The 19,810-nt window shown below is 66.9% G+C and carries 18 protein-coding genes; 15 read left to right on the top strand and 3 right to left on the bottom strand.

All coding sequences use genetic code 11. The features are described from left to right. The first annotated feature begins 321 nt into the window (after positions 1 to 321). From AC5P5X_RS09165 to AC5P5X_RS09135, 7 genes are all read left to right on the top strand, one after another. The gene (locus AC5P5X_RS09165; protein WP_005414674.1) at positions 322 to 2,544 is read left to right on the top strand and encodes an NADP-dependent isocitrate dehydrogenase; all 2,223 of its coding nucleotides are present in this window, start codon (positions 322 to 324) and stop codon (positions 2,542 to 2,544) included. A gap of 314 nt (positions 2,545 to 2,858) precedes the next feature. Beyond that, positions 2,859 to 3,821, top strand: a complete 963-nt coding sequence (locus AC5P5X_RS09160; protein WP_049418055.1) for a hypothetical protein — start codon at positions 2,859 to 2,861, stop codon at positions 3,819 to 3,821. After that, a complete protein-coding gene (locus AC5P5X_RS09155) occupies positions 3,814 to 4,362 on the top strand; it encodes a GTP-binding protein (RefSeq protein WP_049418054.1) in 549 nt (182 codons plus the stop codon). The genes AC5P5X_RS09160 and AC5P5X_RS09155 overlap by 8 nt, the downstream gene beginning before the upstream one ends. Continuing rightward, positions 4,355 to 4,771, top strand: a complete 417-nt coding sequence (locus AC5P5X_RS09150) for a roadblock/LC7 domain-containing protein (RefSeq protein WP_111189007.1) — start codon at positions 4,355 to 4,357, stop codon at positions 4,769 to 4,771. Before AC5P5X_RS09155 ends, AC5P5X_RS09150 begins: the two co-directional genes overlap by 8 nt. A 53-nt stretch (positions 4,772 to 4,824) precedes the next feature. Then, on the top strand, positions 4,825 to 5,184 hold the full coding sequence (locus AC5P5X_RS09145; protein ID WP_005411280.1) for a hypothetical protein: 360 nt from the start codon (positions 4,825 to 4,827) through the stop codon (positions 5,182 to 5,184). Between the two features lie 146 nt (positions 5,185 to 5,330). Next, positions 5,331 to 7,061, top strand: coding sequence for a bifunctional isocitrate dehydrogenase kinase/phosphatase (gene aceK, locus AC5P5X_RS09140; RefSeq protein WP_012481420.1), 1,731 nt, complete (start codon positions 5,331 to 5,333; stop codon positions 7,059 to 7,061). A 61-nt stretch (positions 7,062 to 7,122) separates the two neighbouring features. Beyond that, positions 7,123 to 8,010: an energy transducer TonB gene (locus tag AC5P5X_RS09135; RefSeq protein WP_005414669.1), complete on the top strand. Its 888-nt coding sequence runs from the start codon at positions 7,123 to 7,125 to the stop codon at positions 8,008 to 8,010. A 34-nt stretch (positions 8,011 to 8,044) separates the two neighbouring features. Here AC5P5X_RS09135 and AC5P5X_RS09130 read toward each other — a convergent pair whose 3' ends face one another. The 3 genes from AC5P5X_RS09130 to trxA all read right to left on the bottom strand — a co-directional run bounded on the left by AC5P5X_RS09130 (position 8,045) and on the right by trxA (position 12,132). Continuing rightward, positions 8,045 to 9,619 carry a sensor domain-containing diguanylate cyclase gene (locus AC5P5X_RS09130; protein WP_111189006.1) on the bottom strand — a complete coding sequence of 525 codons (1,575 nt, stop codon included), beginning with the start codon at positions 9,617 to 9,619 and terminating at the stop codon, positions 8,045 to 8,047. Between the two features lie 209 nt (positions 9,620 to 9,828). Continuing rightward, a complete protein-coding gene (gene rho, locus AC5P5X_RS09125) occupies positions 9,829 to 11,574 on the bottom strand; it encodes a transcription termination factor Rho (RefSeq protein WP_005414668.1) in 1,746 nt (581 codons plus the stop codon). A gap of 228 nt (positions 11,575 to 11,802) precedes the next feature. Beyond that, the gene (gene trxA, locus AC5P5X_RS09120; protein ID WP_005411275.1) at positions 11,803 to 12,132 is read right to left on the bottom strand and encodes a thioredoxin; all 330 of its coding nucleotides are present in this window, start codon (positions 12,130 to 12,132) and stop codon (positions 11,803 to 11,805) included. Between the two features lie 511 nt (positions 12,133 to 12,643). Here trxA and rhlB point away from each other — a divergent pair. The 8 genes from rhlB to AC5P5X_RS09080 all read left to right on the top strand — a co-directional run bounded on the left by rhlB (position 12,644) and on the right by AC5P5X_RS09080 (position 19,788). Then, the gene (rhlB, locus tag AC5P5X_RS09115) at positions 12,644 to 14,371 is read left to right on the top strand and encodes an ATP-dependent RNA helicase RhlB (protein WP_111174146.1); all 1,728 of its coding nucleotides are present in this window, start codon (positions 12,644 to 12,646) and stop codon (positions 14,369 to 14,371) included. A 177-nt stretch (positions 14,372 to 14,548) separates the two neighbouring features. Next, positions 14,549 to 15,235, top strand: a complete 687-nt coding sequence (gene ftsE, locus AC5P5X_RS09110; RefSeq protein ID WP_005411273.1) for a cell division ATP-binding protein FtsE — start codon at positions 14,549 to 14,551, stop codon at positions 15,233 to 15,235. 3 nt (positions 15,236 to 15,238) lie between these two features. After that, positions 15,239 to 16,186: a permease-like cell division protein FtsX gene (gene ftsX / locus AC5P5X_RS09105; RefSeq protein ID WP_005414664.1), complete on the top strand. Its 948-nt coding sequence runs from the start codon at positions 15,239 to 15,241 to the stop codon at positions 16,184 to 16,186. Between the two features lie 7 nt (positions 16,187 to 16,193). Then, positions 16,194 to 17,036, top strand: coding sequence for a response regulator (locus tag AC5P5X_RS09100; protein ID WP_043034539.1), 843 nt, complete (start codon positions 16,194 to 16,196; stop codon positions 17,034 to 17,036). Between the two features lie 9 nt (positions 17,037 to 17,045). Beyond that, positions 17,046 to 17,759, top strand: a complete 714-nt coding sequence (gene ung / locus AC5P5X_RS09095; RefSeq protein ID WP_099473496.1) for a uracil-DNA glycosylase — start codon at positions 17,046 to 17,048, stop codon at positions 17,757 to 17,759. A 278-nt stretch (positions 17,760 to 18,037) separates the two neighbouring features. Further along, complete coding sequence (gene rpoH / locus AC5P5X_RS09090) at positions 18,038 to 18,913, top strand: RNA polymerase sigma factor RpoH (protein ID WP_005411269.1); 876 nt, start codon at positions 18,038 to 18,040, stop codon at positions 18,911 to 18,913. Positions 18,914 to 19,088: 175 nt separating this feature from the next. Then, on the top strand, positions 19,089 to 19,472 hold the full coding sequence (locus tag AC5P5X_RS09085; RefSeq protein ID WP_033834072.1) for a type II toxin-antitoxin system RelE/ParE family toxin: 384 nt from the start codon (positions 19,089 to 19,091) through the stop codon (positions 19,470 to 19,472). Beyond that, positions 19,456 to 19,788 (top strand): helix-turn-helix domain-containing protein, encoded by a 333-nt coding sequence (locus AC5P5X_RS09080; RefSeq protein WP_005414661.1) that lies wholly within the window; start codon positions 19,456 to 19,458, stop codon positions 19,786 to 19,788. Before AC5P5X_RS09085 ends, AC5P5X_RS09080 begins: the two co-directional genes overlap by 17 nt. Positions 19,789 to 19,810: the final 22 nt, after the last annotated feature.

Below are 19,810 nucleotides of genomic sequence, written 5' to 3'. Positions count from 1 at the left end.
CAGGACTCACGATGGACGCAGCCGCAAGGCTGCGTCCTTTTTTATTGGCCGGTGGCTGGCTTCATCCATGCATGGCGTGGATCCACTGACGGCGGCGTTCGCGCAGATCCACGCCGTGCGTGGATGGATCACAGCGTTGCCGCCGTGCAGTACCGCCGCGTATGGCGCCGCTTTGCCCCGCGCGGCTGAAAACGCGACAATGCAGGGGTTTCCCCGCCGCGCGCCCACCCTGACGGCGACGGGGGAAAGCGACACGGTTGCACGTGGCCCGGCGCTGGCGCCGGCCTTCCCCTGAGCATTGCTACAGAGTCCAAGTCCCCCATGTCCAAGATCCTCTACACGCTGACCGACGAAGCACCGTTCCTGGCGACCCAGTCGCTGCTGCCGATCGTCGACGCCTACACCGCCACTGCCGGCATCGTGGTGGAAACCCGTGACATCTCGCTGTCCGGCCGCATCCTGTCGCAGTTCCCGGAACTGCTGTCCGACGCGCAGAAGGTCAGCGACGACCTGGCCGAGCTGGGCCAGCTGGCGACCACCCCGGACGCCAACATCATCAAGCTGCCGAACATCTCCGCCTCGGTGCCGCAGTTGAAGGCGGCCATCAAGGAACTGCAGGACCAGGGCTATCCGCTGCCGGATTACCCGGAAACCCCGGCCGACGACCAGCAGCGCGACTACAAGGCGCGCTACGACAAGGTCAAGGGCAGTGCGGTGAACCCGGTTCTGCGCGAAGGCAACTCCGACCGTCGTGCACCGCTGTCGGTGAAGAACTACGCGCGCAAGCACCCACACCGCATGGGCGCCTGGGCGTCGGATTCGAAGTCGCACGTCGCGCACATGGCCGCCGGCGATTTCTACGGCAGCGAGAAGTCGGCCACCCTGGCCAACGCCGGTGCGCTGAAGATCACCTTCCACGGCAAGGACGGCAGCGCCGTCGTGCTGAAGGAAAAGACCACGGTCAAGGCCGGCGAGATCGTCGATGCCGCCGTCATGAGCCGCAAGGCGCTGGCCGCGTTCATCGGTGAGCAGATCGCCGATGCCAAGGCCCAGGGCGTGCTGTTCTCGCTGCACCTGAAGGCGACCATGATGAAGGTCTCCGACCCGATCATGTTCGGCGTGGCGGTCAACGAGTTCTACAAGGACGTGCTGGCCAAGCACGCCGACGTGCTCAAGCAGGCCGGTTTCGATGCCAACAACGGCATCGGTGACCTGGCCGCGCGCCTGCCGTCGCTGCCGGAAGCCACCCGCGCCGCGATCGAAGCGGACCTGGCCGCCGAGTACGCGCAGCGTCCGGGCGTGGCCATGGTCAATTCGGACAAGGGCATCACCAACCTGCACGTGCCGAGCGACGTGATCGTCGACGCCTCGATGCCGGCGATGATCCGCGACTCGGGCAAGATGTGGAACGCCGAAGGCAAGCTGCAGGACACCAAGGCGGTCATTCCGGACCGCTGCTACGCCGGCGTGTACCAGGCCGTCATCGACGACTGCAAGGCGCACGGCGCCTTCGACCCGGCCACCATGGGTTCGGTGCCGAACGTCGGCCTGATGGCGCAGAAGGCCGAAGAGTACGGTTCGCACGACAAGACCTTCCAGATCGCCGCCGACGGCGTGGTCAAGGTCACCGACGATGCCGGCAACGTGGTGTTCGAACACGCCGTGGAAGCCGGTGACATCTGGCGCATGTGCCAGACCAAGGACGCGCCGATCCAGGACTGGGTCAAGCTGGCCGTCGAACGCGCCCGCCTGAGCAGCACCCCGGCCGTGTTCTGGCTGGATGCCGCCCGCGCCCACGACGCGCAGGTCATCGCCAAGGTCGAGCAGTACCTGAAGAACCACGACACCACCGGCCTGGACATCCGCATCCTGCCGCCGGTGGAAGCCACCGCGTTCTCGCTGGACCGCATCCGCAAGGGCGAGGACACCATCTCGGTGACCGGCAACGTGCTGCGCGACTACCTGACCGACCTGTTCCCGATCATGGAGCTGGGCACCAGCGCCAAGATGCTGTCGATCGTGCCGCTGATGGCCGGTGGCGGCCTGTTCGAGACCGGCGCCGGTGGTTCGGCCCCGAAGCACGTGCAGCAGTTCGTCGAAGAGGACTACCTGCGCTGGGATTCGCTGGGTGAGTTCCTGGCCCTGGCCGCGTCGCTGGAACACCTGGGCAACCGCTACGACAACGCCGCCGCCCGCGTGCTGGCCAAGGCGCTGGACGAAGCCAACGGCCAGTTCCTGGACAACGACAAGTCGCCGTCGCGCAAGCTGGGTGGCATCGACAACCGTGGCAGCCACTTCTACATCGCGCTGTACTGGGCGCAGGCGCTGGCCGCACAGGACGAAGATGCGGCACTGAAGGCACGCTTCGCACCGCTGGCCAAGGCACTGACCGACAACGAGCAGAAGATCGTCGAAGAGCTGATCGCGGTGCAGGGCAAGGCCGTGGACATCGGCGGCTACTACCGCCCGGACGTCGCCAAGGCGAGCAAGGCGATGCGCCCGAGCGCGACCTTCAACGCCGCGCTGGAGCAGCTGCGCGGCTGATCCATCGCCGTTCGGTCGTGACACCGGAACCCGCGCTTCGGCGCGGGTTTCTTTTGGGCTCCGGGTCAGAACCCTTTTGCCATGCAAAATGGATCTCACCCCATTCGACCCGCGTCCAGAACCGTGATTCCCGTCGGCTGTCGGAATGTCGTCAACGAGGCATGAAACTTGCCCGCGATGGCCGTCGCAGAACTGATCGGACACCGTCTGCAACCGCCCTCGATCTGAGCAGTCGATCACGACGGCTGCCGCTGGCGATGCCCTAGCCTTGGCGACGCGAGGCCACCGGGGAGGTGGCCGCACGGGGAACACGGATGGCACGCGTGCTGGTAGTGGGAACCGACATCCAGGGTGAGCAGGCCCTGCTGCAGCGGCTGCGCGTGGCATCGGCCCTGCCGGACGGCCAGATCCGCCGCAGCCAGGACCTGGATGATTGCGACCTGCTGGTCATCCGCGATACGCCGGCGCTGCGCAACGCGGCCCTGCGCATGCGCCAGCAGCGTCCGCGACTGCAGTGCTGGATCGAAGACATCGGCGGCCAGCTGCGTGATGGCGACGGGCACCAGGACGTGCTTGACGATGGTGCCATCGGCCGCGCGCTGCGCCGCATGCAGTTGGCAGTGGAGCCCTTGGCCATGCACGCACCCGCACCGATCCGCCTGGCTGATGGTGCGCATGCCATCACCCGTCTGCTGCGCGAGCGGCTGCCGCTGCGACAGGGCCAGGCCCTGTTGAGTGATGCGGGCGAGCCTCTGCTGCTGATGGACCTGGAGCATGACCAGGCCGTGCTGCTGCAGGAACCGGCTACGGCCCTGGTGGAGCGTTTGGCCGATGCCTTCGAACGCCTGCAGCTGGATGCGCTGACACCCGCACGCCTGCATGGCCTGGCCGGCGAGCGGCCACGCCAGCCACTGCGGCCGCTGCTGTGGCAATGGGCGCAACGCAGCCGCCATTGGCAGGCACTGGACGAACGCCTGCGCGGTGCTTCGGTAAAGCTGCTGCGCTGGCCCGATTTCCGTGTGCTGGGCCATGACCATGATGGCTTCCGCCTGTGCTCGCTGCTGCTCAAGCGCGCGTGCACGGTGGACGAGTGCGCGATGTTGCTTGATCTGCCGCCTGCGGCCGTGCGCGATTTCATCCATGCCGCTTACCTGTGCGGTTACGCGCAGCTGCAGGCAGCACCGGCGGTACCGCTGCCGGAACGCGCTGCCGGCGCTGACAACGGCCTGCTCGCCCGCCTGTGGCGTCACCTGCGTGGGAGCGAACGCAATGCGTGAGCACAAGGTGGTGGTGCTGGGTGGCATGGGCAGTGGCAAGTCGACCCTGGTGCGCAGCATCGCGGCCGGCGCGGTGGTCGACACCGACGTGGCCAACAGCGACCGCCTCGGTGCCGACAAGGCCTCCACCACCGTCGCCCTGGACTATGCAGATATCGACCTGCCCAATGGCGAGCGGCTGCGCCTGTATGGCACGCCGGGACAGCAGCGTTTCGATTTCCTCTGGCCGATCCTGCTGCAGGGCGCCCGCGGCGCCGTGCTGCTGCTGGATGCGCGGCGCGCGGGCGTGGTTGCCGAACTGGAGGATTATCTGCAGGTGTTGCGGCCGTTCGCATCGTCATTGGCGCTGGTGGTGGCCGTCACCCATCTCGACCAGGCACCGCACGCCGCGCTGGATGACTGGGCCGCCCTTGCCTGCCTTGATGACCAGCCGCTGCCGCTACTGGCCGTGGATACCCGCGACCGCGAACAGGGATTGCTGCTGATGGATGTATTGATGGGCGAGATGGAAGCGCACGCACTGGTGGCCGCGCATGGCTGACGGACAGGTGGCGCTACTGCCCGACGCCGGCCAGCGTGAGCGCCTGCAGCCCTTGCTGCGAGACCTGCAGCAGCGGGTGGAAGGCATACGCACGGTGGTGCTGGCCAGTGTGGATGGCTTCGCCCTGGTCAGTGCCGGTGCCGAAGGGCGCGGTGAACGCCTGGCAGCGATGACCAGCGCGATGCTGGCGCTGGCTGCAGCAGTGGGGCGCGAACTGGTGCTTTGGGATCTGCAGACGCTGATGCTGGAAGCCGCGGGCGGCAAGGTGCTGATGCTGGCGATCCAGGCCGAGGGGCGCGTGCCGTTGCTGCTGATGGCGGCCTGCGACCAGCGAAGCGTGATCGGCCAGGTGCTGTGGCAGAGCAGGGAATGTGGCCAGGCGATCCTGGCCGAACTCGGCGGATCGTGAGCCCGGCCGCAGGGGAACGAGGGGCTCGAACCAACATCGACAAGGGGTGCGACGTGGCTGGACTGAATGAATCGTTGAACGCACTGATGGGCATCGACGGCGCGCAGGCAGTGGCGCTGGTCGACTATGAAAGCGGCATGCTGCTGGGCGAAGCCGGTGCCGGCATGGACATGGAAGTGGCCGCCGCCGGCAACACCGAAGTGATCCGTGCCAAGATGAAGACCGCCGCATCGCTGAACCTCAACGACAGCATCGAGGACATCCTGATCTCGCTGGGCAAGGCGTACCACATCATGCGCCCGGTGGCGAAGAAGAAGGGCCTGTTCTTCTACATCGTGCTGGACCGTACCAGGTCCAACCTGGCATTGGCACGGCGCAAGGTGCAGGACGTGGAAGCCGAACTGGCGATCTGAGCCAGTAGTGCCGGCTGCTGGCCGGCATCTGCATCGATCCCTCGACGGTCCAGGTGCTGCCGGCCAGCGGCCGGCACTACCTTCGCGCTCGACGGCATCGCACACGCCAGCGTATGGTGAAGCCGGTCCTCCCGGGTGAGCCATGCATGTCCAGGCCTGACATCGCTGCCGAGCTGGCACCGCGCATCGCGGTAGCCATCCGCGACGGTTTCGAGCAGTACCACGCCCGCTTTGCGGCGATCACCGCGCGGGCGCGGCAGCGCTTCGAGCAGCGCGACTGGGCCGGTGCGCGACAGGATGCGGTCGAGCGCATCGCCCTGTACGACCTGTGCATCGCCGAGCAGATGGATGCGCTGCGCCGCCTCGCCGGTGACGCGATCGGCGAGCGCGCGCTGTGGTTGCGGGTGCACGCCCGCTACAGCGCGCTGCTGCAGGGCCTGATCGACGCCGAGCTGTACAAGACCTTCTACAACACGTTGTCGCGGCGCCTGTTTGCCATCCGGGGCGTGGACCCGGCGCTGGAGTTCATCGCCTTCGATGTCGAACCCTCCGATGCCATCACCCACCCGGTGGCGCGGCATACCTACGCGGTTTCGCCGACGCGGCCGGTGGAGGCGCTGCAGCGGGTGCTGGCCGACTATCGCTTCGATATCCCCTATGCGCACCAGCTGCGCTGCGCCGCGGCCATCGCGGTGCGCCTGCAGGATGACCTGGCCCACTGGGGCGATACGCCGGTACGCAGCATCGAGCTGCTCGACACGGTGTTCTACCGCGAGCGCCGCGCTTACCTGGTTGGCCGCGTGTTCGGCGAGCACCGGTTCTCGCCGTGCGTGATTGCCCTGGTGAACGACGAGCGTGGCCTGCGCGCCGATGCGGTGCTGACCCGGCGCCGGGACGTGGCCCACCTGTTCGGCGTGTCGCGCAGTTACTTCCAGGCCAACCTGGCCACGGTAGGTGATGCGGTGGTGTTCCTGCGCAGTCTGCTGCCGGGCAAGCCCATCGATGAGATCTACACCGTGCTGGGCCGCGCCAAGCAGGGCAAGACCGAGCGCTACCGCACCTTCTTCCGTCATTTCAACGAGCACCCGCAGGAGCGGCTGGTGCATGCAGAGGGCACGCCGGGCATGGTCATGGCGGTGTTCACCCTGCCCAGTTACCCGCTGGTGTTCAAGCTGATCCGCGACCGTTTCGCGTGGCCCAAGGCGATGTCGCGGCAGCAGGTGGAAGAGAAGTACGCACTGGTGTTCAACCTCGATCGTGTCGGCCGTCTGCTCGACGCACAGCCCTATCGCCACCTGCGCTTTCCGCGCGACCGCTTCGCGCCGGCCCTGCTGGGTGAACTGCTGCAGCAGTGCGCGCAGAGCGTACGCATCGATGGCGACGAGGTCGAAGTCGCACTGTGCTATGTGCAGCGTCGTTTTCGTCCCTTGAATCTGTACCTGCGCGAGCAGGGCGCGGAGGCGGTGCGGGCGGCGGTGCTCGACTATGCGCAGGCGATCACCGACATGGCACGCAACAACATCTTCCCCGGTGACATGCTGCCGAAGAATTTCGGTGTGTCGCGGCACGGCCGGGCCGTGTTCTACGACTACGACGAACTGTGCCTGGTCAGCGACTGCGTGTTCCGCGCCTGGCCGCAGCCGCGTACGCCGGAGGAAGCGATGTCCGACGAGCCATGGTTCCATGTGGGGCCGCGCGACGTGTTTCCCGAGCGCTTCGGCCCGTTCATGGGCCTGCCCGCTGCAGAGCTGGCAGCGGTGCGCGAGCACTACCGGCACCTGTTCGACCCGGGCTGGTGGCAGGGCCTGCAGGAACGCTTCGCCCGAGGTGACTATCCGGACACGCCGCCCTATGCTGGCGCGCACCGGTTGGCGTGAGCCAGCTGTCATGGGTGTTGGGACTGAGGTACTCTCGCCCTTCATCACCAAGGATCCGGCAATGATGCGTTCCCCATTGTTCCTCGCTCTCGCGTTGGCCGTTGGTGCCGGCGCTCCGCTGTTCGCCGGCGATGCCAACGCGCAGACCACGCGCGCGGTTCGTGCCACCACCGAATTGAGCATGACACTGACCGGAAAGATCGAGGTCACGGCAGAAGGCGCAGTCAGCGCTCTGGTGCTCGATCAGAAGGCAAACATCAGCCCGGGTGTTGCCGCGTTTGTTGAACGCACCATTCGCCCTTGGCGTTTCGAGCCGACGCGGGTCGATGGCAAGGCCGTCGCCGCACAGGCACCGTTTCGGGTGCGTCTGCGTGGCAAGTCCACGGGCAAGGGCGACTACGAAGTCAGCATGACCAGCGTGGATTTCAGCGAGTACGATCCAAAGGCCACCGATTCGGTGACCGCAGAGCGCCTGGCGCCGCCGCGCTATCCGGACGAGGCAATGAGGATCGGTGGTCAGGGCGATGTGATCCTGATCATCAAGGTCGCCCGTGATGGCACGGTGGCCGACGTCATCGCCGAGCAGGTCAACATGACCGTGGCGGGGCCGGAGCGGACCATGGCCAAGCTGCGCGATGTGCTGGCCAAGGCCAGCATCAATACCGCCCGCAAGTGGACCTTCATTCCTCCAAGCAGCGGGAAGGACGTCACACGGGAATTCTGGTCGGTACGCGTGCCGGTCAACTATGCGTTCTCGGATGATCGCAATGCCGCTGCCGAGCGCTATGGCCGCTGGCGCGCCTTCATTCCAGGACCGAAGCAGCGCGCACCGTGGGTGACCGGTGACGCGGCGGAAAACGGCAGCGACCTGCTGCCCGAGGGCGGCATCTACATGGTGGACGGCGCCAAGCGCGGCCTGCGCCTGCTGACGCCGCTGGAGCAGGGCTGACGATCACTGCGGAGCCGGCCAGCCCGGCTCCGCGTCAATCGGCGTAGGGGTAGACCACCACCCGGTTGCGGCCCTGTTCCTTGGCCAGGTACAGCGCCTTGTCGGCCAGCCGCAGTGCCTGCTCGGCATCGACATGGAAACTGGGGAAGTGGGCCACGCCCAGCGAGACGGTGATGGTGCCGACCGGTTCAAACGGATGGTCGGCAATGTGCTGGCGCAGACGCTCGCCAGCCTGTCGCGCTGACTCGGCGCTGATGCCCGGCAACAGCAGCAGGAACTCCTCGCCACCGGCGCGGCAGAGGATGTCGCTGTCGCGCGAGTAGCGGCGCATCTGGTTGGCGATGTGGACGATGGCAGCGTCGCCGACGTCATGGCCGTGGTTGTCATTGATCGATTTGAAGCGATCGATGTCCAGCGCCAGGATCGCGAACGGGATGCCCTGTACCTGCAGGGCATCCAGCGCCTGCTGCAGGCCGCGGCGGTTGAGAAGACTGGTCAGCGGATCGGTGCGGCTGGCGCGGTTGAGCGTGCCGATGCGGTCCTGCAGCGCATTGAAGCTGTGCAGTACCGCCTGCTTGAGCTGGGCGACCTCGAAGTACCACGCGCGGATGCCGCTGACGTGGCTGATCGCATTGCCAGTGTCTTCGCCGCCCTGCACGTTGCGTGCGAGCTGCCACAGCGGCATCGAGATGCGACGGGCGAACCACCAGGTGATCAGCAGCGACAGCAGGCCCAGCGGGATTGCGTTCCAGATTACCGCAGTCATCAACCGCGACAGCGGCTGCAGCGTGGCCTCGGTCGGGCGCTGGGCGATGATGCCCCAGCCGGTGGCCGCCACCGGCGCATAGCCGGCCAGCATCGACACGCCCAGGTTGTTGCGCACCTGCTGCGCGCCACGCTCGCCGCGCACCACGGCCTTTACTGCGGGGTTGCCGACCACGTAGTCGCCCACCCGCTTGCCATCGGCGTGGTACAGCAGGCGGCCATGGCGATCGACCACGTACAGGTAGGAACCATCACGGTAGTAGTGCTTGCCCAGCAGCGTGTGCAGTGCGCTGCGCTGGCGCAGGTACAGGGTGCCGCTGACGTAACCACGGTAGTGGCCCTGGCGATCGAAGATCGGGTGCGACAGCGAGACCAGCAGCTTGCCGGTGGCCGACTGGTACGGGTCGCTGATCATCGGCTGGCGCGCGGCCAGCGCGGCATTGTTGCCGACGCTGTGCAGTACTTCGCCCTGCAGCTGCAGGGTCTGCGGCGAGGTGGCGATCACCAGGCCGTCGGCATCCACCACCAGCGAAGAGTTGAAGCTGTTGGTCTGCAGCTGCAGGCGGCTGGCGTCGTCCTGGGCCTGTGCCGGGTCGAGGTTGCCCTGGCCGAGCCGCGTGGCGGCGTAGGCCAGTTCCTGCTGGGCAGCCAGCAGGAAGTTCTGGGTCGTTTCGGCCAGTTTGGTGGCGTAGACGCGGTTGGCCTCCAGGGTGTTGCCGACCAGCTGGTCGCGCTGCACCCGGTAGCTGGCCAGCAGGGTGTTGGCCAGCGCGATGATGGCGCTGAGCAGGGCCAGGGCGAGGATCAGCTTGCCCAGGTTGAGGCGGGGAGACAGCGTGCGCATGCGTCGACGGATCCGGCAGGAGGCTGGACCCGACCGGTTCTCCGGAAGGGGCGACAGCGGGAATCGGTGGCCAGGCCCTCGGGGCCGGGCAGGGCGTCGGGCGGATTATCGCCAAAACCGGGCGGCGGTGAAGTGAAGTGGGTCGCCCTGCAGGTAAAAAAAAACCTGCCGCAGCGAGCGGCAGGTTCTTTTCGATGCAATGCCGTGGATCAGCGCTTCATCGAACCGAAGAACTCGTCGTTGGACTTGGTGTTCTTCATCTTGTCGAGCAGGAACTCCATCGCGGCCATTTCATCCATCGGATGCAGCAGCTTGCGCAGGATCCAGATCTTCTGCAGCAGTTCCGGCTCGATCAGCAGGTCTTCGCGGCGGGTGCCGGAACGGTTGATGTCGATCGCCGGGAACACGCGCTTTTCAGCGATGCGACGGCTCAGGTGCACTTCGCTGTTGCCGGTGCCCTTGAACTCTTCGTAGATCACCTCGTCCATCTTCGAGCCGGTGTCGACCAGCGCGGTGGCGATGATGGTCAGGCTGCCGCCTTCTTCCACGTTGCGCGCGGCACCGAAGAAGCGCTTCGGGCGGTGCAGGGCGTTGGCGTCCACGCCACCGGTCAGCACCTTGCCCGAGCTCGGCACCACGTTGTTGTACGCGCGGGCCAGGCGGGTGATCGAGTCGAGCAGGATCACCACGTCCTTCTTGTGCTCGACCAGGCGCTTGGCGCGCTCGATGACCATTTCGGCCACCTGCACGTGGCGCGCGGCCGGTTCGTCGAAGGTCGAGCTGATGACCTCGCCGCGCACGGTGCGCTGCATTTCGGTCACTTCTTCCGGGCGCTCGTCGATCAGCAGCACGATCAGGTGCACGTCCGGGTGGTTGGTGGTGATGGCGGTGGCGACCTGCTGCATCATCATGGTCTTGCCGGCCTTCGGCTGCGACACGATGAGCGAGCGCTGGCCCTTGCCCTGCGGCGCCATCAGGTCGAGGATGCGGCCGGTGATGTCTTCCGACGAACCGTTGCCGCGCTCCAGGGTGAAGCGGCGGCGCGGGAACAGGGCGGTCAGGTTCTCGAACAGCACCTTGTTCTTCGACGCTTCGATCGGCTCGCCGTTGATGGTGTCGACGATGTTCAGCGCGAAGTAGCGCTCGCCGTCCTTCGGGAAGCGGATGCGGCCGGAGATGTGGTCGCCGGTGCGCAGGTTGAAGCGGCGGATCTGGCTGGGCGAGATATAGGTGTCGTCCGGGCCGGCCAGGTAGCTGGCTTCGGCCGCGCGCAGGAAGCCGAAGCCGTCCGGCAGGATTTCCAGCACGCCGTCGGCGGCGACGCCGTCACCATGGCGGGTCAGCACCTTCAGCAGGGCGAAGATCACATCCTGCTTGCGGGCGCGTGCCACGCCTTCGGAGATCTGCAGCTGCTCGGCGATTTCCAGCAGCTTCTGTGCCGGCATGCGCTTGAGGTCGCTCAGCGAATAGACCGGGAAGCCTTCCGGCACGTTGGCGTGCGGACGCGGCACGAAGGGCTGCTGCTCGCCGCCGTCGTTGGGCATGCCGTCGTCGCGGAAGCGGTTGTTGTTGCGGTCACGGTCGCGGCGGTTGCGGAAGCGGTCACGGCGGTTGCCCTGGCCTTGCCCCTGGCCCTGCTGGCCGTTCTGGTTGTACGGGTTCTGGCCCTGGTTCTGGCCACCGCCCTGGTGGTTCTGCTGCCGCGGCTGGCCGGATTCGCGACCCTCACCACCTTCGCCACCGCCACTGCTGGCAGGGGCCTCGGCGGCGGGCGCGCTCGGTGCGGGGGCCGGGGCCGGTGCCTCGGGCGCGGCGGCCAGCGGCAGGGTCGGCTGCGCCGGAGCGGCGCTGGTTTCGGCGGCTGCCGGGGCGGCGGCCTTGCTCACGCGGGGCTTGCGCACGCGCTTTTCGGCGGGCGCATCGGCGCTGCCGGTTTCGGAAGTGTTATCGGACAAGAGCGTTATTCCTCGCTTGAAGGTGCGAGCGCCCGGCTGGGGCGGCGAACGTTGGGAATGGGTCTGGAAGAAACTGCGTCCAGAGGGTGCGGCACGCGAACGCGGCCGGATGTGCCGACACTATCATCGGCCTGCGGCGCCGTGCAAGGGCTGCCGGGAACAGCATTCATCATGGACGCTGGGCGTCCGCCGGCAGCCGCGGGTGGCGGCTGCCGGAAAACAGCAGGATCAGGCCAGGGCCTTGTCCAGAAGGCCGGCCAGCTGGGCCTTGCCCACCGCACCGATCTGCTCGCCGACCTTCTCGCCGTCCTTGAACACGACCAGGTACGGGATCGAACGCACGTGGTACTTGGCGGCCAGCGCACGATTGTGGTCGACGTTGACCTTGGCGATCTTGGCGCGGCCCTGGTAGGCATCGGCCAGTTCGTCCAGCGCCGGGGCGATCATCTTGCACGGGCCACACCATTCGGCCCAGAAATCGACCAGCACCGGTTCCTTGGAATTCAGCACTGCGCTATCAAAGTCGGCGTCGCCGACATGTACAACCTTGTCGCTCATCTTGGTTTCTCGTCTTGGATTGCACCCGGCCATGCCGGAGGTGGGTGAACTGGGCCATGCCCGGTGGCGCGACCCTCGTCGTTGCCTCGCGGCGCACTGCCGCGGTGCGTTCGGCGGGATGCCTGGACGCTCACGGCCGGCAGTGTACCCCTATCGCAGGGCGGGGACAGGCGCCGGCTGGAACCCAGCGTATCGTGATCGCTTCGAAGCCCGGTATGTGTCGGATTTCACTGTCTTCCCGAAGATGGGGGTGGCAGCGGGCGACACCAGCGGGACCGGCGGGGTCGTTCAAGTCCCGTGTGGCTGGATGAAGGCGCGCCGTCTCTTCAGCTGGTGAGACAGGGCATTCCGGTTTGCCGGCCCGAGTGCGTTAAACTGGGCCATTGTGCGGCGCGCGGACCGGGTGGTCCCAGCCTGCCAACCCGCCGCAGGGGCCGCAGTTTGCGACGGTGCCCCTAGACGATGAAGTGCCAGCCGCCCCACGGGCCGGCGGCCATACCAAGACGGACTCATGAGCGACAAACCGCTGACCGATTTGACCTTTTCCTCCTTCGAGCTGCACCCGGCCCTGCAGGCCGGCCTTGAAGGAGCCGGATTCACCCGCTGCACCCCGATCCAGGCGCTGACCCTGCCGGTCGCGCTGCCCGGCGGTGATGTCGCCGGCCAGGCCCAGACCGGCACCGGCAAGACCCTGGCCTTCCTGGTCGCTGTCGTGAACCGCCTGCTGACGCGTCCGGCGCTGGCCGATCGCAAGCCGGAAGATCCGCGTGCGCTGATCCTCGCCCCGACCCGCGAGCTGGCCATCCAGATCCACAAGGATGCGGTGAAGTTCGGTTCCGACCTGGGCCTGCGCTTCGCCCTGGTCTACGGCGGCGTGGATTACGACAAGCAGCGCGAGCTGCTGCAGCAGGGCGTGGACGTGATCATCGCCACCCCGGGCCGCCTGATCGACTACGTCAAGCAGCACAAGGTGGTGTCGCTGCACGCCTGCGAGATCTGCGTGCTGGACGAAGCCGACCGCATGTTCGACCTGGGCTTCATCAAGGACATCCGCTTCCTGCTGCGCCGCATGCCGGAGCGCACCACCCGCCAGACCCTGCTGTTCAGTGCCACCCTCAGCCACCGCGTGCTGGAGCTGGCCTACGAGCACATGAACGAGCCGCAGAAGCTGGTGGTCGAAGCCGAGACCATCACCGCCGCGCGCGTGCGCCAGCGCATCTACTTCCCGGCCGACGACGAGAAGATCCCGCTGCTGCTGGGCCTGCTGTCGCGCAGCGAAGGCGCGCGCACCATGGTCTTCGTCAACACCAAGGTGTTCGTCGAGCGCGTGGCGCGTTCGCTGGAAAAGGCCGGCTACCGTGTCGGCGTGCTGTCCGGTGATGTGCCGCAGAAGAAGCGCGAGAGCCTGCTCAACCGCTTCCAGAAGGGCCAGCTGGAAATCCTGGTGGCCACCGACGTGGCTGCGCGCGGCCTGCACATCGACGGCATCAAGTACGTCTACAACTACGACCTGCCGTTCGACGCCGAAGACTACGTGCATCGCATCGGCCGCACCGCGCGCCTGGGTGAAGAGGGCGACGCGATCAGCTTCGCCTGCGAGCGCTACGCCATGGGCCTGCCGGACATCGAGGCCTACATCGAGCAGAAGATTCCGTCCGAGCCGGTCACCAAGGAACTGCTGACCCCGCTGCCGCGCCCGGAACGCCCGGCACCGGCTGCAGGCGAGGAAGGCGAGGACAACGAAAGCGTCGGCCAGATCTTCCGCGAAGCGCGCGAAGCCCGTGCCGCCGAGGAAGAGCGTCGGGGCGGTGGCCGCAGTGGCGGCCGTTCCGGCGGTGGTGGTGGTGGCCGTGGTGGCCGTGACGGTGAGCGCAGCGGCGAACGCCGTTCGCGTGGCCCGCGCAAGCCACGCGCGGAAGGCGAGCAGGGCGCTGCCGCGCCGGCCGCCGGTGCCGAAGGCGCCGCTGCCCAGGCCCCGCGTCCGCCGCGCCCGCCGGGCGCCGAAGGCGCACCGGAAGGTGCTGCGGACGGCGAGCACAAGCCGCGCAAGCGCCGCCGCCGTCGCCACGGTCGTCCGGTCGAAGGTGCCGAGGGCGTGCAGAACGCCGCCGGCAATGGCGCCAGCCCGGTCACGCCGGTGCAGGTGGTGGCCAAGCCGGTGCGCACGGCTGCTGATACCGGCGATTCGTTCCTGACCCGCATCGGCCGCAAGATCCGCCGGATGCTGTCGGGTAACTGATCGGCGCTGCCGATCAGCGGGTAGCACCCGACCGTTGGTCGGGTGGCTTCAAGGGCGTGCCGACCAACGGTCGGCACCCACCCTGGCTGGCAGTTGTGTGGGTTGCCGGCCAGCGGCCGGCACTACCGCTCGTGTGACCGTCTCCACGACGTCGCGCCGGTCCTGCATAATCGGGGCATGAGTGTCCTGCGCTTCGACAATGTCAGCAAACAGTACGCCGGTGGCCACGAGGCACTGACCGATGTCAGCTTCGAGGTCGCGCCGGGCGAGATGCTGTTCGTCACCGGCCATTCCGGTGCGGGCAAAAGCACCCTGCTCAAGTTGATCCACCTGGACGAGCGGCCCAGCCGTGGCGCGGTGGTGTTCGACGAGCGCAACCTGCTGAAGGTGCGTGGCGGCGATGTGCCCCGCCACCGTCGCGCGGTGGGTGCGGTCTACCAGGACCACCGCCTGCTGATGGACCGCTCGATCGCCGAGAACGTGGCGCTGCCGCTGATCCTGCGCGGCACCCGCCGTGGCGACATCAGCAAGCGCGTGCGCTCGGTGCTGGAACGGATGGGCCTGGGCCACCGCGAGAAGGCGCTGCCCTCGCAGCTGTCGGCCGGTGAGCAGCAGCGCGTTGGCATCGCCCGCGCCATCGTCGGTGAGCCCAAGCTGCTGGTGGCCGATGAGCCGACCGGCAACCTCGACCCGACCCTGGCGGCGGAGATCATGGCCCTGTTCGCCGAGCTGCCCGCGCGCGGCACCAGCGTGCTGGTGGTCAGTCACGACCTGCCGCTGCTGCGCCGCATGCGCAAGCGCGTGCTGATCCTCGACCACGGCCGGCTGGTGGATGACATCTCGCCGCAGGATCTGGCGGAGTAACGCATGGCGAAGAACGAAAACAGCGAAGCCGCCGCCCCCTCGCGCGTGGGCGTCTGGTTCCAGCACCACGCGCACAGCGTGGTGTTCAGCCTCGGCCGTGCCTGCCGCAAACCGTGGGCGACCCTGCTGACGGTGATGGTCATGGCGCTGGCGCTGGCCCTGCCGCTGGGCCTGTCGATCGCGCTGGACAACCTCAAGCAGTTCGCCGGCAGCGTGCAGCAGTCGCGCGACATCAATGTGTTCCTGAAGGGCAACGTCGATGGCCCCGGCGCGCTGCGCCTGGCCGGCCAGCTGCGCGACCGCGATGACGTGGCCGAAGTGAACGTGCGCACGCCCGAGCAGGGCCTGCAGGAACTGCGCGACGCCGGCCTCGGCGAGGCGATCGACGCACTCAATGACAACCCGCTGCCCTCGCTGCTGGTGATCACCCCCGGCCAGGGCAAGGACGACGCGCGCCTGGCGCGCGCGCTGGAGAGCCTGCCCGAGGCCGACCTGGTGCAGCACGATGCACTGTGGCGCCAGCGCCTGGATGCCTGGCTGGCGTTCGGCGCGCGGCTGGTGCAGGTGCTGTCGGTCCTGCTCGGCGTCGGTGCCGCGCTGGTGGTCGGCAACACCGTGCGCCTGGACATCCAGGCCCGCCGCGAAGAGATCGGCGTGCTGCAGCTGCTCGGCGCCAGTGATGGCTTCATCCGCCGCCCGTTCCTGTACCTGGGTGCGTGGTATGGCCTGGGCGCCGGCGCGGTTGCGCTGGCCCTGATCGGCGCCGCCGGTGCCGCGCTGCGCGTGCCGCTGGCCGAACTCTCGCGCAGCTACGGCAGCCCGTTCGTGCTGCACGGCCTGGACCTGCTGCACGGTGGCCTGGTCCTGCTCGGCACGCTGCTGCTGGGCTGGCTGGGTGCGTGGCTGGTCACCGGCCACTTCCTGCGCCAGACCCGACCGACCGACACCTGAGACCGGCATGCAACCGCAAGCGCTGAAGCACCTTGAAGGGCCCGCGACGCGGGTGATGGTGGTCGATGGCTCGAAGCTGGTCCGCAAGCTGATCGCCGACGTCCTGCAGCGCGACCTGCCGGGCGTGGAGGTGATTGGCTGCGACAGCATCGAGGATGCGCAGCAGGCGCTGGCGCAGGGCCCGGTGGACCTGGTGACCACCTCGCTGACCCTGCGTGATGGCGACGGCCTGGCGCTGGCGCGGATGATCCGCGAAGCGGCCGGCCAGGCCTACGTGCCGGTGATCGTGGTGTCCGGCGATGCCCAGCAGCATCTGGAGCAGCGTCGCTTCACCGAGTACGTCACCGACTATTTCGACAAGGCGCTGGGCCACGAGGCGCTGGCGACCTTCATCCGCGGCTATGTGCAGCCGCAGACCATTCCCGGCGCGACCATCCTCTATATCGAGGACAGCCGCGTGGTGGCCGAGGCCACCAAGCGCATGCTCGAACGCCAGCAGTTGAACGTGCTGCACGTGGTCAGCGCCGAAGAGGCGTTCACCCTGCTCACCGCCGAGTCGCTGGGCCGCAGCCGCCATCGCATCGACCTGGTGCTGACCGACGTCACCCTGAAGGGCGAACTGAGCGGCCGCGACGTGGTGCAGCGCGTGCGCGTGGACTTCGGCTACGGCAAGCGCCGCCTGCCGGTGCTGGTGATGACCGGCGACGGCAACCCGCATAACCAGACCGGGCTGCTGCAGTCCGGCGCCAACGACCTGGTACTCAAGCCGATCGAAGAACGGCTGCTGGTCACCAAGGTGCTGTTCCAGCTGCGCCTGGCCCGGTTGAACGATGGACCCCTGATTCGATGAAGTGGTGCAATGATTGATGAAGTAGCGGACACCCCGACGATCCAGCTGGAACCGAGCTGGAAGCAGCATGTCGGCGATTACCTCCTGCAGCCGCAGATGCGCGAGCTGTCCAGCTTCCTGCGCCAGCGCAAGGCCAGTGGCGCGGCGGTATTCCCGCCCGGCCCGCAGATCTTCGCCGCATTCGACGCCACGCCATTCGAGCAGGTGAATGTGGTGATCCTCGGCCAGGACCCGTACCACGGCCGTGGCCAGGCGCATGGCCTGAGTTTCTCGGTGCCGCCGGGCGTGCCGGTGCCGCCGTCGCTGCTGAACATTTACAAGGAGATCGAGAGCGATCTCGGTATCCCGCGCCCGGACCACGGCTGCCTGATCCCGTGGGCGCAACGCGGCGTGCTGCTGCTCAATGCCGTGCTGACGGTGGAGGAGGGCAAGGCCGGCGCACACCAGGGCCGTGGCTGGGAAGGCTTCACCGATCACGTGGTGGACGTGCTCAACCGCGAACGCGAAGGCTTGGTGTTCATGCTCTGGGGTGCCTACGCGCAGCAGAAGGGCAAGGTCATTGATACCCGTCGCCATCGCGTTCTGAAGGCCCCGCATCCGTCGCCGCTGTCGGCCCATCGTGGCTTCCTCGGCTGCCGCCATTTCTCGATGGCCAACGAGTACCTGCTGCGTCGCGGCCAGGCCCCGATCGACTGGTCGCTGCCGCCGCGCTCGGTGCTCTGAGCGCCGGCTGGCGGCCGGGCCTGAACGCCGGACAACGTTCCCTGGCCTGAATGGGCCTCCAGAACGGCCCGTTCAGCTCCGCTTGACCGGAATCGGCCGGTTCCCGGCAGGTAATTGCTTGAATTCCAAGGGATTGTGAATCCCGAAAAGCGCGCTCGCCACTGTCATCAAATCGCGCTACGGTAGGGCTCTGTTTGGGACCAGTGTTGCATCAATAGGATGCTGGAACTTTTTCCTCCTTTAGCAGTCCAAATCCCGGACTGCTAAGATGGGTGCCTATGAGCCAGAACACCTCTACTGCCCTTGTGGCAAACAATCTCCCGATTCCCAGTGCGCTCGGTTCGCTGGACGCCTACATCGGTGCCGTGCACCAGATCCCGGTGCTGTCGGTCGATGACGAACAGGACCTGGCCCGTCGCTTCCGCGACGGCAACGATCTGGACGCCGCCCGCGAGCTGGTGCATTCGCACCTGCGCTTCGTGGTGCACGTGGCCCGCGGTTACAACGGCTATGGCCTTGCCCTGGGCGATCTGATCCAGGAAGGCAACATCGGCCTGATGAAGGCGGTCAAGCGCTTCGACCCGGACATGGGCGTGCGCCTGGTCTCCTTCGCCGTGCACTGGATCCGTGCAGAGATGCACGAGTTCATCCTGAAGAACTGGCGCATCGTGAAGGTCGCCACCACCAAGGCGCAGCGCAAGCTGTTCTTCAACCTGCGCAAGTCGAAGACGCGCCTGGGCTGGATGAACGCGGCGGAAGTGAGCGCGGTGGCCAAGGACCTGAACGTGTCCGAGCGCGAGGTCATGGAAATGGAGTCGCGCCTGTCCGGCCGCGATATCGGTTTCGACGCGCCGACCGACGAGGACAACGAACACGCACCGCCGTCGCCGGCTGCGTTCCTGGTTGCCGATGACGAAGACCCGTCGATGGCCTACGAGCGCGAGGACAGCGAAGACAACCAGATGCAGCTGCTGCGCGAAGGCCTGGCGGAACTGGATGCCCGCTCGCGCGACATCATCCGCCGTCGCTGGCTGGACGCCGACAGCAAGGTGACGCTGCAGGAGCTGGCCGACGAGTACGGCGTGTCGGCCGAGCGCATCCGCCAGGTTGAGGCGAACGCGCTGAAGAAGATGAAGGCGCTGTTCACCGCGTAAGCGGGAAGGCGTTGGAATGAAGAAAGGCCCGGCGGTGATGCCGGGCCTTTTTGTTTTTGGAGCGCATCCACGCATGGCGTGGATCAATCCTGACGCCAGGGCGGTAACCGCGCCGACCGCAGCATGCGCTGGACGCTGATTTTCACGCCGTACCACTCGGTGGCACGGTATGATCATGTCACGTGTCTTCCGCACTCGAAGCTTCAACCGCAGTACACGACGTTCTTCACTGACCGATAGAGCCTTGTGCCGCGCGGTGGTGGAAATGCGTCAAGGACTGATTGATGCAGACATAGGGGGCGGCCTTCTCAAAAAGCGAGTTGCGCTGCCGGGCCGCGGAAAGCGCGGTAGCGCCCGCGTTATTGTCGCAACCAAGGTGGGGCGCTACTGGTTCTTTCTCTTCTGCTACGAGAAGAACGCGCGCGCGACCATCAGTAGTGCGGAACGGGATGCCCTTCAGCTGTATGCGTCTGAGTTCTTGAGAATGAGCCCTGCACAGTTGGACAGGGCAGTTATCTGCGGAGAACTGCAGGAGATTTGCCATGACAAAGACGGTTGAACATAGACGCGCAAAGAGTGCGATCCTCGATGCGGTGCATGAAGGCGCGGCGGGCCTTTACGCCAGCGGCTTCATCGACAAGCGGCGCATGAGCATGTACGAGGCGCTTTGTCTGGAGCCTGTGCCCGAATACAGCAGCGCCCAGATCCGTGCACTTCGCACGTCGTTGGAACTTAGCCAGCCGGTGTTCGCAGGTGTGCTCAACACCAGCGTTTCGACGGTCCGTAGCTGGGAACAGGGCGAGAAGAAGCCGAGCGGGCCGTCGCTGAAGCTTTTGAACCTGATTGATCGGAAGGGTCTCGAAGCAGTCCTGTAAAGCAAAGGCCCGGCAATGCCGG

The sequence above is a fragment of the Stenotrophomonas sp. YJH_SMC_91 genome (assembly GCF_059368495.1).
Note: the sequence above shows the minus strand (reverse complement) of the source record. Positions and strands in the feature narration are given on the sequence as shown.

Coding starts and splice junctions, on each gene's coding strand:
- AC5P5X_RS09165 (WP_005414674.1), top strand. CDS start 322: ATGTCCAAGATCCTCTACACGCTGACCGACGAAGCACCGTTCCTGGCG.
- AC5P5X_RS09160 (WP_049418055.1), top strand. CDS start 2,859: ATGGCACGCGTGCTGGTAGTGGGAACCGACATCCAGGGTGAGCAGGCC.
- AC5P5X_RS09155 (WP_049418054.1), top strand. CDS start 3,814: ATGCGTGAGCACAAGGTGGTGGTGCTGGGTGGCATGGGCAGTGGCAAG.
- AC5P5X_RS09150 (WP_111189007.1), top strand. CDS start 4,355: ATGGCTGACGGACAGGTGGCGCTACTGCCCGACGCCGGCCAGCGTGAG.
- aceK (WP_012481420.1), top strand. CDS start 5,331: ATGTCCAGGCCTGACATCGCTGCCGAGCTGGCACCGCGCATCGCGGTA.
- AC5P5X_RS09135 (WP_005414669.1), top strand. CDS start 7,123: ATGATGCGTTCCCCATTGTTCCTCGCTCTCGCGTTGGCCGTTGGTGCC.
- AC5P5X_RS09130 (WP_111189006.1), bottom strand. CDS start 9,619: ATGCGCACGCTGTCTCCCCGCCTCAACCTGGGCAAGCTGATCCTCGCC.
- trxA (WP_005411275.1), bottom strand. CDS start 12,132: ATGAGCGACAAGGTTGTACATGTCGGCGACGCCGACTTTGATAGCGCA.
- rhlB (WP_111174146.1), top strand. CDS start 12,644: ATGAGCGACAAACCGCTGACCGATTTGACCTTTTCCTCCTTCGAGCTG.
- ftsE (WP_005411273.1), top strand. CDS start 14,549: ATGAGTGTCCTGCGCTTCGACAATGTCAGCAAACAGTACGCCGGTGGC.
- ftsX (WP_005414664.1), top strand. CDS start 15,239: ATGGCGAAGAACGAAAACAGCGAAGCCGCCGCCCCCTCGCGCGTGGGC.
- AC5P5X_RS09100 (WP_043034539.1), top strand. CDS start 16,194: ATGCAACCGCAAGCGCTGAAGCACCTTGAAGGGCCCGCGACGCGGGTG.
- ung (WP_099473496.1), top strand. CDS start 17,046: ATGATTGATGAAGTAGCGGACACCCCGACGATCCAGCTGGAACCGAGC.
- rpoH (WP_005411269.1), top strand. CDS start 18,038: ATGAGCCAGAACACCTCTACTGCCCTTGTGGCAAACAATCTCCCGATT.
- AC5P5X_RS09085 (WP_033834072.1), top strand. CDS start 19,089: ATGTCACGTGTCTTCCGCACTCGAAGCTTCAACCGCAGTACACGACGT.
- AC5P5X_RS09080 (WP_005414661.1), top strand. CDS start 19,456: ATGACAAAGACGGTTGAACATAGACGCGCAAAGAGTGCGATCCTCGAT.